The organism is Arthrobacter sp. 10T416 (genome assembly GCF_056394165.1).
In genome coordinates, this window is record NZ_JBFTHI010000010.1 from 16,135 (window position 1) to 28,085 (window position 11,951).

The following is an 11,951-nucleotide window of genomic DNA, read 5'->3' on the forward strand; positions in this document are numbered from 1 at the left end:
GTGGGATCTCCTACGGTGGACGTGCGCTGCGCGCCCCCGGCATGCAGGCCGGAGCTTCTATGATTCTTGCATGGCAAACCGTGAGCTCGCGGGGATCGCGGCGCGACTCTACGCGCTGCCATTCGACGACTTCGTCGCGGCCCGCAATAACGCGGCCAAAGAACTGCTGGGAACAGCGCCCGCGACACCCGAGCTGAAGTCCCGCGTGGCGCAAGTACGCGCCATGCCCAAGCCCTCCGTCGGCGCCTGGGCCGTGAACATGCTCGCCCTGCACCGCCCGGACACGGTCCGGGCGCTGATCGAACTGGGCCAGGAAATGCGCGGCGCGCAGGACTCCCTTGACGCGGCCGCATTGCGGAACCTGGGCCGGGAGCGGCGCAAACTCCTGGCAACCGCCGTCGACGCAGCACGGGCCGTGACGGTGCAACAGGGCCGGACGATCAGCACTGCCATCGCCGCCGAAGTGGAGCAGACCCTGCGGGCCGCCACGGCCGACGAAGGTGCCGCTGCCGCGGTCCGCAGCGGCCGGCTCCTCCGGTCTCTGTCGGCCGACGGCGTCGACGTCGTTGAGCTCGACGGCGCCGTCGCCCTCCCAGACCTGCCGGTGCCCACGCAGCCGGCTTCCGCCGGACGGACGGACGCGCGGACACCTGGCCCCGCGGCCCCGGATCAGCCGCGGCTGCGCGCAGTCCGCCCGGAACGGCCCGCCCCCACCCCCTCCGTCCGGGAACGGGCCGAGGCAGCCCTGGCGCTGGCCGCCGAAGCCGCGCTGTCCAGCGCCGCTGAGGCGGAGCAGGCCGACGCGGAACTGGCCGAGGCGGCGGGCGCCGCAGCTGCCGTCGCCAAGGAAGCCGCGGAACTCAAGGAAAAGCTGGCACGCGCCGAAGACGGGCTGCGGCTGGCACGCAAACGCCTTGGAACAGCCACCACCGCCGCGCAACTGGCGGCCCGCATGGCGGACAAGGACCGCCGTCGCGAGGATCTGGCGCGGGAACGGGTACTGCGGCTCGGCAACACGCCGGGCGGGTGAGCCTTGACTGTCACACCCCGGTTGCAGACTTAAGCCATGGAACAGCATCAGGAATTTGCAGCAGCCCCAGGTGCCGCCGCCACGTCAGCGGCCGTGTATTGGGAGGTCACCTACCTGGACACGGACTGCGGCCGGGTCCGTACCGAAGCTTTCGACGATGCCGCTGATGCGGAGCGGTTCGCCAGCCGCCGCCTCCTCGGCGAGGACGGCTGGGCGATCGTTGACGCCATCCGTCCGATGGAGGGCCGGGCGGCCGCCTAAGGCCGGCGACCGGCTTGCGGGCCCCCGGCTACGGGAGGGGGCACCCTGCCGGACAGCGCGGCCTCTTGTGCGGGCCGGCATCGGTGTCCGCAGGGTGCGGACCGGCCCTTTTGGCTCGGCGGCCGGAGGAGTACTTTCGGAATGAAGGCATTTCCCGAAAGAGGCCACCATGCAGCCACCGCGGCGCCGCAAGCCCCCAGACCGCAGCAGTGCACGGGCCCGCTGGGGTGCAGCGACTGCGGCCGGCGCTCTCCTCTTCGCCGCGGCCGGGTGCGCGCCTGCCAGCAACACCGTCCAGGGAGGGCAGCAGTCGTCCGACGACGCGACGGTCCTGACCCTCGCTACCGCCGGCGGACCCGACGGGCGGTCCGCAGCCCAGATCAACGAATTCGCCCGCCAGGTCAAGGATGTCTCCGGCGGGCGGCTTCGGATTGAGCTGGTGCTGAAGGCAGCGGCCGACGAATCCGGCGCCTGGGACCAGGCCGTCGCCCAGTCCACCGAGGGCGGCGACTTCGACATGGCGCTGGTTCCCACCCGGACGTGGGAATCCGAGGGGGTGCTGTCCTTCGCGGCACTGTCTGCCCCCTTCCTGCAGGCCTCCGACCAGGCATTGGCGAAGATGGTCGAGCCTGAGATCGCAGGCAGCATGATGGCGGGGCTCAAAACGGTCGGGCTCACCGGCCTCGCGCTGCTTCCCGACGGCCCGAGGATGCTCTTTGCCTTCGGAGCTCCGGTGGCCACACCGGCCCAGCTCGCCGGAAAAGTTGTCCGTGCTCCGCGCTCCAGCACCGGCTATGCAACCCTGAAGGCGCTGGGCGCGACTCCGGAAACCCTGGCGGGGCAGCTCTTTACTGACGCCCTCGCCAAGGGCACGGTCCGGGCCGCCGAGTCTTCCTTCACGCGGGCTGCCGCTTTCCCGCGGCCCAGCACCACGGCCGGGAACCTGCCGTTGTACGTGAAGGTCAACTCGCTGGTGATCAACTCCAAGACCTATACCCGGCTGGCCGCCGACGACCGGCGGATCCTGCTCGAGGCAACAGCCAAAACCCGGGCAGCCGTAACCGGCTCCATGATCCACACCGCGGAGGAGGCGGCCGCCTACTGCCAGCACGGGGGCACGGTTGTCACGGCCACGGACAAGCAGGTCGCGGCCTTCGAAGCCGCGGCGGCCCCGGTCTACGCCCAACTGGAGAAGGACGCCACCACGCGGGCACTCATCGCCAGGATCCGGGCCCTCTCCGACGCCGCAGAGGGCGCAGCGGACATCGCACCCTGCGGCCCCGGTGCGGGACCCGGCGGGTAGCGGGACCCGGCGGGCCGCCACGGGCCGGCACACTCAAACGAAAGAGCGGTCCACGACCCACAGGTCGCGAACCGCTCCTCCGGTCGCCCCGGCAAGTGCGCCGGGGCAGGAACGTGCTTAGGCGAAGTCGGAAACCGCCGGGTCCGGACCAATGCGTCCGGCGCCCTCGGCAGTCCGGTCCAGGCCGTTGATGGCCTGCACGTCGGTCTCGTCGAGGGTGACGTCCAGGGCGGCGTAGTTCTCGCGGATCCGCGACTCGGTCACGGACTTGGGGATCACAACGTTGCCGATCGCGAGGTGCCAGGCGATGACCACCTGAGCCGGCGTGGCGTTGTGCTTGGCGGCGATCTGGGCGATGACGGGGCTCTCCAGCAGCTCGCCGCCCTGGCCCAGCGGGGACCAGGCCTGCGTAAGGATGCCCTTGGAGGCGTTGAATTCGCGCAGCTCGGCCTGGTTGAAGAACGGGTGCAGTTCGATCTGGTTGATCGCCGGCACAACGCCGGTCTCGTCGATCAGGCGCTGCAGCCCTTCCTTGGTGAAGTTCGAGACGCCGATGGTCTTCACCCGTCCCTGCTTCTGGAGCTCAATGAGCGCCTTCCAGGTGTCCACGTACTTGTCCTGCTTGGGCTGCATCCAGTGGATCAGGTACAGGTCCAGGGTTTCGAGGCCCAGGCGCTCCATGGACTTTTCGAACGCTGCGAGGGTCGACTCGTAGCCCTGGTCGGCGTTCCACAGCTTGGTGGTGATGAACATTTCCTCCGGCTTGAGGCCCGAGCGTTTGATGGCGCGGCCCACACCGTCTTCGTTTCCGTAGATCTTGGCGGTGTCGATGTGCCGGAAACCGGCCTCGAACGCCTGGACAACCACCTTTTCGGCGACGTCGTCCTCAACCTGCCACACCCCGTAGCCCAGCTGCGGGATCGTGTTGCCGTCATTGAATGTCAGTTCCGGTGAAGAAGTCATTGGACCATCCTGCCAACCTGCAGGCTGTCAGACCAGTGATTCGGGACTACTAAGCTAGGCGCTTAACCCGGAATAACGCCGCCGGCCGCCGGGAGTCAGCCGTTTCCCGCCGCTTCCGCGAGCCTTCGTTCGGCGTCGTCAATGTGTTCCACCACCGATTCGGCCCGACGGCGGACCGATGCCGCGCCCACGGGCACCGGTCCGACGGCGAGGCGGAGCATCGCGGCCGCTTCCGCCGTCATGGCAAGCGAGTTGCCCGCCGTCGACAGTGAGCGGTGGACGCCGGCGAGGGCACCGGGGATGTCCAGGCCATCACTTGGCGACCGGCGCTGCGCTTCCACGCAGATCTGCCGCACCCGGACGGCCAAAGCCGAGAGCTCGTTGGCGATCTCCACCAGTTCCGCGTAGAGGGCCTCGTCCTCGACCCCCTCAAGGACCTGGTGGTAGCGGTCCAGTCCTCGGACAAACCGGTCGTGGGCGCGGCGCCACAGCCCCTTGCCGAGTTCGGCGTCGTCCCTGCGGCCCTGCCGTGCGGCGCTGAAGAATCCCAACGGTGTCCTAGAGGTACTGGCCCGGACCGTGGTCCGGGTCTACGGGTTTGGCGGGCTGGGAGGGATCGGCCCCGGGCTGCGGCTCGGCGGCGCGCTGTGGCTCGCCGTTTTCCCCGATGATCACGCCGGGAGCGATCATGGTTCCCGGCGGCAGCTGGCGGAGCTGCAACTGGGCCGCCGCGTGCTCGCGGGCGGCGTGCTGGGCCGCGATGGCCGTCTGGATGCCATGGAAGAGGCCCTCGAGCCAGCCGACCAGCTGGGCCTGCGCGATCCGCAGCTCCGCGTCGGACGGGGTTCCGTCCGCGGGAAACGGCAGATGGATCCGTTCCAATTCCTGCACCAGCTCCGGCGCGAGGCCGTCTTCGAGTTCCTTGATGGAGCGTTCGTGGATTTCCGCGAGGCGCACCCGGGCGGCGTCGTCCAGCGGGGCGGATTTCACTTCGTCCAGCAGCTGTTTCATCATGGTGCCGATCCGCATCACCTTGGCAGGCTGATCCACCAGGTCCTGCAAATGGCTCGCCCGGCTGCGCGGGTCCTGCCGGCCCTGCCCGCTCCCGGCCGGCGCTGCGTCCTGGACCGCAGCGGACGAGGTGACGCCCTCCATCGCGGTTTCATCGGCCGAGTGAGTGTCGATCGGATCGCTCATGGCTTCATACTCTCACGGGCGGCAACGGCGTGCGGGCGTGCATGACTCCCCGTGGCCGCCGGCGCCGGAACAGCGGAAGGCGCCGCCGGGAACGTGGAGTTCCCGGCGGCGCCTTCGGGCCGGCGGCTGATCAACAGCAGCGGCCCTGGGGGTTGCTGTCCTGCCGGTCCGTGTGGTCCCGCCAGAACGCCCGCTCGGTCAGGGGCGGGCCGTCATGGCCGGATGCCTGATGGTGCTCCAGGTACTTTTTGTAGGCGTCAGCTCCGAAGACGCCACTGAAATAATCAGCAACGCTCCGGAGACCCGCGACGAGGGCGTTCATGGCAGCAACCGTCAGTGCCGGGCGGAGTGTTCGAGCCGCTGGTCGGCCGGGAGGTTCTTCCACTCCGCGCCGAGCTCCCGCTCAGCAGCAGTGGGGAAGAGGCCCGCCGGCGCGAAGACGCGGGACGGCTGGGCCGGATCCTCGTACTCCACGTTGGCGATCCCGGCCGAGGCGTTACGGAAAGCTTTCGCCGTCGCGATCAGTGCGGTGATGATGACGATGATGCTCAGCACCACGAAGATCACCGATAGCAAGCCCTGGATCATGGTGTTGCGGACCACGGCTTCCATGGCGGCCTGCGTCTTGGCCGTACCGAAGGAGGTCTTGCCGTCCGCCAGCGCCTTGGCGAAGGCGGCGTTATTGGCGAAGTATCCAACGGCGGGGACCGGCGAGAAGATCTTGTAGAAGCTCGCTGTGATGGTCACGACGGCGGCGAAGGCCAGCGGGAGCGCCACGATCCAGAGGTACTTGAAGGTGCCGCGCTTGGCCACGATCGCGAGCACCACGGACAGGGCTATGGCCGCGAGCAACTGGTTGGCGATGCCGAAGAGCGGGAACAGCGTGTTGATGCCGCCCAGCGGGTCGGTGACGCCCATCAGCAGCACCAGCCCCCATGCGGCCACCATCACCAGCGTGGCGAGCCACGCCCCGGGCCGCCAGGAGTGGTCCTTGAACTTCGGAACGAAGTTGCCGATCGAGTCCTGCAGCATAAAGCGGGCGACACGCGTACCGGCGTCGACCGCCGTCAGAATGAAGAGCGCCTCGAACATGATCGCGAAGTGGTACCAGAACGCCATCATGGCGGTCCCGCCGATGAACTGTTGCATGATGTGGGCGAGGCCGACGGCGAGGGTGGGCGCGCCGCCGGACCGGGAAATGATGCTCTGCTCCCCGACGTCCTTGGCGGTCTGCGCCAGGACATCCGGAGTGATGTTAACGCCGGCCAGGCCGAGGCTGTTGACCCACTGGGCGGCCGTTTCCACGGTTCCGCCGGTCAGTGCCGTGGGGGCGTTCATGGCGAAGTAGATGCCGCGGTCGATCGAGATGGCCGCCACGAGCGCCATGATGGCGACGAAGGATTCCATCAGCATGCCGCCGTAGCCGATCAGGCGCGTCTGGCGTTCCTTCTCGATCAGCTTCGGCGTCGTGCCGGAGGCAATCAGGGCGTGGAAGCCGGAGAGGGCGCCGCAGGCGATGGTCACGAACAGGAACGGGAAGACGGCTCCGGAGAAGACGGGGCCGTTGTCACGGGACGCGAACTCGCTGAAGGCCGGGACGGTGATCTCGGGCCGGACCACGATGATGGCCAGGGCCAGCATCACGATCACGCCGATTTTCATGAAGGTGGAGAGGTAGTCGCGCGGGGCCAGGAGCAGCCAGACGGGCAGGATCGCGGCGATGAAACCGTAGATGATCAGGCCCCAGGCGATGGTGACCTTGTCCAGGTGGAAGAACGCGGCACCCCATTCGGTGCCGGCCACGGCGCCGCCGCCGATGATGGCGGCCATCAGGAGCACGAAGCCGATGAGCGAGACTTCCATAACCTTGCCGGGGCGAAGGTAGCGCAGGTAGACGCCCATAAAGAGGGCGATCGGAATGGTCATGCCGACGGAGAACACACCCCAGGGGCTCTCGCCGAGGGCGTTGACCACAACGAGGGCCAGGATGGCGACGATGATCACCATGATCAGCAAGGTGGCGACGAGGGCCGCGGTACCGCCGATCACACCGAGTTCCTCACGCGCCATCTGGCCCAGCGAACGGCCGCCGCGACGCATGGAGAAGAAGAGGACGAGGTAGTCCTGGACGGCGCCGGCAAGGACGACGCCGATGATGATCCAGATGGTGCCGGGCAGGTAACCCATCTGGGCCGCGATGACCGGGCCCACGAGGGGTCCGGCGCCGGCGATGGCGGCGAAGTGGTGGCCGAACAGGACGTTGCGGTCGGTGCGGACATAGTCCTTGCCGTCCGCCTTGTACTCGGCCGGGGTGGCGCGGCGGTCGTTGGGCCTGGTGATGTAGCGTTCGATCACCTTGGAGTAGAACCGGTAGCCGATCAGGTAGGTGCAGACCGAGGCGAACACGAACCAGATGGCGTTGACGGTCTCGCCGCGGACGATCGCGAGCATAAACCAGGCGACTCCGCCCAGCAGCGCGATGGTTACCCAGAGGGCGATTTTGGTGGGGGTCCACTTGCGCTCTTCGGCGTCTCGGACGGACTCGTCGACGGCGGTGGCCGGCAGCCCCGGCACCGGCGTGAGGCCGTCGTCGGCGTCGTCGAGTTGCGCGGTGCTTGGCCCGCGATCTGGCACTGTGCCCATGTCTCCTCCTTGAGAAACCCGTGGCCGATCAGCAGTCGGATCCGCCCATGGCACCCTATCAACGCCGTGATCGGTTGGGCCTGTCACCGCGGCCGCATTGCCATACGGCTCGTTGAGCGGCGCACTGGCCGCGGTGAACGGCGTCACATGGGGCGCTCAGGCCGGGCCGGTGAGCTGCATCAGGCGGGCCGTCCAACGTCAACCTGACCGGGCGTATCACGCAGCCAATTTACTTCCCGCGGATCTGGTGCATCAGTTCCTGGGCCGATTGCCTCAAAGTTGGCCGTGGCGGATGGAGTTCCTGACGCCACCCGAAAATCAGTTCCTCCAAGGCGGTTTCCTCGTTCCCTCTGGCTAGCCAAACAACCTGATACTCCCAAAAGACGTTGGCAGCGTAGTAGTCCGCCACGATGTACGAGTCGAGGGGGCCATCTTCCGGCGACGAACTAACGACTTCAGTCCAATAACCGCTTGTATGTTCCGGATAGAAGAGAATCAGTCGGTTCGAGTAGTCACCCTTGGTGATCACGCCAAGGCGGCCGTGCGGTTCCCAAAATTCCTTGTCCGCAAGCAGACGCAACAGGCTCCGTCGGTCGCGCTGTCCTGATTTCACTACGACCGAGCACCTCCTAGGACGTCATTCTGAGGATCCAAATTTACCCAACTCAGCCGACGGTGGGGCGCTCAGGCCGGGCCGGTGAGCTGCATCAGGCGGGCCTCGCACAGGTCCAGCCACCTCACCTCGGCCTCGGTCTGGAAGATCAGCGAGTCGAGGACCAGGAGCTTCGCGGTGTCCGCCGGTCGGGGGTGCACGACGCTCTCGCGCCGCGCTTTGGTGTACTCCTGCAGGGCCCGGATCGAGACGGCCCGCTGCGCCTGGATGAGTGCGCCGACGTCGACGTCCGGGAGGGTCAGTGCGAGGGCCAGTTTGATGGCGAGCTCGTTGCGGGGCGGGCTGGTACGGCCCACGGGCGCCCGGAACCAGTCCCGGGCCTCGGCGACGCCGGCGGCGGTAATGCTGTAGACGACGTGGCCCTCGCCGTCCGCGCCGTCTTTTTGCACGAGACCGTCGCGTTCCAGCCGTTCGAGGGTGGTGTAGACCTGCCCGATGTTGAGGGGCCAGGACGAACCGGTGCGGTCCTCGAATTCGGTCCTGAGCTGATACCCGTAGCGCGGCCGGTCCTGCAGCAGCGCGAGAAGGCTGTGGCGGATAGACATGGTGCTCCCGAGGGTAGCTGGACGATGGTATACACGCGCCCCAAGACGCGTGTATACCCCGTATGGAATCACACTATCGTCGTTTGCCCCGGAGACCCGCATAGATATGCCGGACCGCGCATGCCATTGGTCACATCCTGCTACATGACCAGAAGTACCTTGCCCACGTGCTCACCGGAGTCGAAGTAGCGGTGCGCGGCCTGGACCTGGTCCAGCGGGAAAGTCTTCGCGACCAGAGGGTGGATCCGCCCGTCCGCCAGCAAGGGCCAGACGGCGTCACGGACGGCGTTCATTATGACCGTCTTCTCCTCCACGGGCCGGGGCCGAAGTGAAGTCGCGATAATGGCAGCCCGCTTCCGGAGCAGCTGGCCGAGGTCCAGCTCCCCCTTGGTGCCGCCCTGCAGCCCGATCACGACCAGCCGGCCGTAGTCGGCCAGCGCGTCGACGTTCTGGCCGAGATATTTGGCGCCGACGACGTCGAGGATGACGTCCGCGCCTTTCCCGCCGTTCTGTTCGCGAAGGCTGTCCGGGAAGTGCTCCTCGGAGTAGTTGATGGCGATATCGGCGCCGAGGAAGGCCTTCGCGGTGCCGACCTTCTCGGCCGAGCCGGCTGTGGTGGCCACGCGGGCGCCCAAGGCTTTGGCGAGCTGGATGGCCATAGTGCCGATGCCGCCGGTGGCCCCGTGGACGAGCACGGTCTCCCCTGCCTGGAGCTGGGCCGTCATGACCAGGTTCGAATAGACAGTGGCCGCGACCTCCGGCAACGACGCAGCGGTAACCAGGTCTACGCCGTCGGGAATCCTCAGCACCTGCCCGGCCGGAACCGCAACCTGGCCCGCATAGCCGCCGCCGGCCAGCAACGCCACCACTTTGTCCCCGACGGAGAACGGCTTGGTAACCCCCGGGCCAAACCCGGCGATCCGCCCGGACACTTCGAGTCCCGGGACCTCGGAGGCACCCGGAGGAGGCGGGTAGAAGCCCATACGCTGCTGCACGTCGGCCCGGTTGAGCCCGGCGGCAACGACGTCGATCAGCACCTCGCCGGGACCGGGCACCGGTGCCGGGACCTCCCGAAGTTCCAGGACCTCCGGACCGCCGGGCTCTGAGATGTAGACAGCCTTCATGGAGAACTCCCGATTCCTTACTGATTTCTTGCGGGCAGGGCGCCCGATGCACGCGGCACAGGCAGCACCCGTTTCCAGAGTAGGGGCCCCAACGGACAGCGTCTGCGAGCGCCGCCGCTTTTTTGTGGCTGCCTACCGGCTATGAAAGACTACTCGTTAGGGAAGGTTGTCCGAGCGGCCGATGGAGCTGGTCTTGAAAACCAGTGTGCGGTAACCCCGTACCAAGAGTTCGAATCTCTTACCTTCCGCGGACGCGCAATGATTTGCGCGGTTGAGGGGCCGGTTGGGGCAATCGCAAGGTTGCTCCGGCCGGCCTTTCCCGTCCCTCCCGGAGCCCGGCTTCCCGTTTCCCGCCTCCCGGTTTCCCGCCTCCCGGAGCGCAGACCACCGTCAGGCGGAGGGCTCCGCGGGTTCGACCAGCTCCACCGCATACGGCTTCGTCGCCGAGCGCCGCAGCGGAGGCCGCAGGCGCACCTGGTAGGGGCCGTCCCGGAAAATGGCGCGGGGATCCATCTGGATCACCAGCAGCGGCTGATCCCTGCTGATGTCCACCCGCACCAACGTGCCGTCACGGCGCCCGTTGACCAGCAGCGGGGTGGCCGGCTCCACCGCGGTATTCCCGAGCAGTTCCCGGTTGCCTGCCGGAGCCCCGAGATACAGGATGCCGTGCGCGCGCCCCACGACGGTCAGCGGGATGAGGAGGTTGGGCGTCGAGGCGTCGGGGGCGGGCGCGTCCGGTGCGGAGCCGCGGTGGCGGGATGCTTTCCGGGTTGCCGACGACGCCGCGGCCGCGGACCGGCTGCACTCCGGGCAGCGGGTGCGCTCCCCGACGTCGGCCAGCATCGTCACGAGAAGGCCGCGCGGCGCCGAGGCCCACTTGTCCGCTACCGATCCGCACCACCGGGTGTGGAACTCGTGCCCGTATTTCATGACGTAGACCTGGCCGTGGCCCAGGACCGGCATCCCGTCCCGCCAGGCGGCCGGCGCTACCGGTTTGAGTTCGCCCACGGCGCTGGCGCGGCCCCCCGCGGGCTGGCCGGACTTGAGATATTTGCGGAGGAGCGGGTTGGGCGGCCGTTTTGGTCCTGGGATGGCGGGGCCTTCCTTTGCGGAGGGAGCGCGGTCTGCTCCCCGTGGTTACCCCCTGTCTAGCTTGCGGGCTTTTCCCCCAAGTTGCCAGCCGGATGGGACACTTTTTCGCCGGTCCGGACACACCAGGTGAGGGTTAGAATTTCGGCATGACACCACAGGAGCTTGCCAACCTGGCCCATGTGCGCCGGGCGCGGGACCTGATCGACCGCCACTACGCGCGCCCGCTGGACGTGCCCACGATGGCGGCCGGGGCGCTGATGTCCCCGGCCCATTTTTCCCGGCAGTTCAAAGCCGCCTACGGCGAGACGCCCTACAACTACCTCATGACCCGGCGGATCGAGCGTGCCATGGCGCTGTTGCGGGACGGCGCCTCCGTGACCGAGGCGTGCATGGAGGTCGGGTGCACGTCCCTCGGGTCTTTCAGTTCCCGGTTCACCGAGGTGGTGGGGATGACGCCGAGCGCCTACCGCGACCTGGAGCACCGCGCCGCGAAGGCCATGCCGCCCTGCGTCGCCCGGCAACACACACGGCCGCCGCGGAAACCGAGCAGGATCGAAGAAGCGCCGCCACTCCCCCGCGCCTAGCGTGTGAACTATGAACATTTCACTGCAGTACGCACACATCACTGTCAACGACCTCGACGAGTCGCTCGCCTTCTATCGCGACGTTCTCGGGCTGGAGGTACGCAACGACGTCGGCTCCGACGGGCACCGCTGGATCACCCTGGGCAGCACCAGCCAGCCCGACCTGGAGATCGTGCTTTCGCCCCCGCATGCCGGCCGTTCCCAGGACGACGGCGACGCGCTCCAGCAGCTGCTCACCAAAGGCGTCCTGCCCATCATCGTGTTCCGTACCGACGACCTGGACGCCACCTTCGAGAAGGTTCGGGCAGCCGGGGCGGAGGTCCTGCAGGAGCCCATCGTCCAGCCGTGGGGTCCGCGCGACTGCGCGTTCCGGGATCCCTCCGGCAACATGGTCCGCTTCAACCAGGGCTGACCGGCTGCGACCAGCCGCTCCCTGGAGGGGGGCATGTCGGCATACCCGTTGAAACGGTCGGACCCCGGGCATAGGGTCGTCCTTGTCTGACCCACCCATCAGTGAGCGGCCGCCGGCGACCCGG

Annotated in this window: 14 protein-coding genes and 1 tRNA gene; 6 read left to right on the forward strand and 9 right to left on the reverse strand. The window is 67.9% G+C overall.

Features of this window, described 5'->3' with window-relative positions:
* The first annotated feature begins 70 nt into the window (after window positions 1-70).
* The 3 genes from AC1DBE_RS11425 to AC1DBE_RS11435 all read left to right on the forward strand — a co-directional run bounded on the left by AC1DBE_RS11425 (window position 71) and on the right by AC1DBE_RS11435 (window position 2,594).
* Complete coding sequence (locus AC1DBE_RS11425; RefSeq protein WP_476970595.1) at window positions 71-1,030, forward strand: hypothetical protein; 960 nt, start codon at window positions 71-73, stop codon at window positions 1,028-1,030.
* Window positions 1,031-1,066: 36 nt separating this feature from the next.
* Window positions 1,067-1,291 (forward strand): hypothetical protein, encoded by a 225-nt coding sequence (locus AC1DBE_RS11430; protein WP_476879770.1) that lies wholly within the window; start codon window positions 1,067-1,069, stop codon window positions 1,289-1,291.
* 169 nt (window positions 1,292-1,460) lie between these two features.
* Window positions 1,461-2,594: a TRAP transporter substrate-binding protein gene (locus AC1DBE_RS11435; RefSeq protein ID WP_476970596.1), complete on the forward strand. Its 1,134-nt coding sequence runs from the start codon at window positions 1,461-1,463 to the stop codon at window positions 2,592-2,594.
* Between the two features lie 117 nt (window positions 2,595-2,711).
* Here AC1DBE_RS11435 and AC1DBE_RS11440 read toward each other — a convergent pair whose 3' ends face one another.
* The 8 genes from AC1DBE_RS11440 to AC1DBE_RS11475 all read right to left on the reverse strand — a co-directional run bounded on the left by AC1DBE_RS11440 (window position 2,712) and on the right by AC1DBE_RS11475 (window position 9,739).
* The gene (locus AC1DBE_RS11440) at window positions 2,712-3,557 is read right to left on the reverse strand and encodes an aldo/keto reductase (RefSeq protein ID WP_476970597.1); all 846 of its coding nucleotides are present in this window, start codon (window positions 3,555-3,557) and stop codon (window positions 2,712-2,714) included.
* Between the two features lie 95 nt (window positions 3,558-3,652).
* A complete protein-coding gene (locus AC1DBE_RS11445; RefSeq protein WP_476970598.1) occupies window positions 3,653-4,108 on the reverse strand; it encodes a hypothetical protein in 456 nt (151 codons plus the stop codon).
* A 7-nt stretch (window positions 4,109-4,115) separates the two neighbouring features.
* Complete coding sequence (locus AC1DBE_RS11450; RefSeq protein ID WP_476880667.1) at window positions 4,116-4,754, reverse strand: bacterial proteasome activator family protein; 639 nt, start codon at window positions 4,752-4,754, stop codon at window positions 4,116-4,118.
* A 130-nt stretch (window positions 4,755-4,884) separates the two neighbouring features.
* Window positions 4,885-5,076 carry a YbdD/YjiX family protein gene (locus tag AC1DBE_RS11455; protein WP_476970599.1) on the reverse strand — a complete coding sequence of 64 codons (192 nt, stop codon included), beginning with the start codon at window positions 5,074-5,076 and terminating at the stop codon, window positions 4,885-4,887.
* An 11-nt stretch (window positions 5,077-5,087) separates the two neighbouring features.
* On the reverse strand, window positions 5,088-7,397 hold the full coding sequence (locus AC1DBE_RS11460) for a carbon starvation CstA family protein (RefSeq protein ID WP_476970600.1): 2,310 nt from the start codon (window positions 7,395-7,397) through the stop codon (window positions 5,088-5,090).
* 229 nt (window positions 7,398-7,626) lie between these two features.
* Window positions 7,627-8,010, reverse strand: a complete 384-nt coding sequence (locus AC1DBE_RS11465) for a hypothetical protein (RefSeq protein WP_476970601.1) — start codon at window positions 8,008-8,010, stop codon at window positions 7,627-7,629.
* A gap of 71 nt (window positions 8,011-8,081) precedes the next feature.
* Entirely contained in the window at window positions 8,082-8,615 is a 534-nt protein-coding gene (locus AC1DBE_RS11470) for a PadR family transcriptional regulator (RefSeq protein WP_476970602.1), read from the reverse strand.
* 140 nt (window positions 8,616-8,755) lie between these two features.
* A complete protein-coding gene (locus AC1DBE_RS11475; RefSeq protein WP_476970603.1) occupies window positions 8,756-9,739 on the reverse strand; it encodes an NAD(P)H-quinone oxidoreductase in 984 nt (327 codons plus the stop codon).
* Between the two features lie 160 nt (window positions 9,740-9,899).
* Between AC1DBE_RS11475 and AC1DBE_RS11480 the strand changes: the two genes are divergently transcribed.
* Window positions 9,900-9,987 (forward strand) — tRNA-Ser (locus tag AC1DBE_RS11480).
* A 142-nt stretch (window positions 9,988-10,129) separates the two neighbouring features.
* Here AC1DBE_RS11480 and AC1DBE_RS11485 read toward each other — a convergent pair.
* A complete protein-coding gene (locus AC1DBE_RS11485; protein ID WP_476970604.1) occupies window positions 10,130-10,747 on the reverse strand; it encodes a hypothetical protein in 618 nt (205 codons plus the stop codon).
* Between the two features lie 230 nt (window positions 10,748-10,977).
* Here AC1DBE_RS11485 and AC1DBE_RS11490 point away from each other — a divergent pair, with 230 nt between their 5' ends.
* Both AC1DBE_RS11490 and AC1DBE_RS11495 read left to right on the forward strand, forming a co-directional pair.
* Window positions 10,978-11,415: a helix-turn-helix transcriptional regulator gene (locus tag AC1DBE_RS11490; RefSeq protein WP_476879830.1), complete on the forward strand. Its 438-nt coding sequence runs from the start codon at window positions 10,978-10,980 to the stop codon at window positions 11,413-11,415.
* Between the two features lie 10 nt (window positions 11,416-11,425).
* A complete protein-coding gene (locus AC1DBE_RS11495; RefSeq protein ID WP_476970605.1) occupies window positions 11,426-11,827 on the forward strand; it encodes a VOC family protein in 402 nt (133 codons plus the stop codon).
* The last annotated feature ends 124 nt before the right edge of the window (window positions 11,828-11,951 follow it).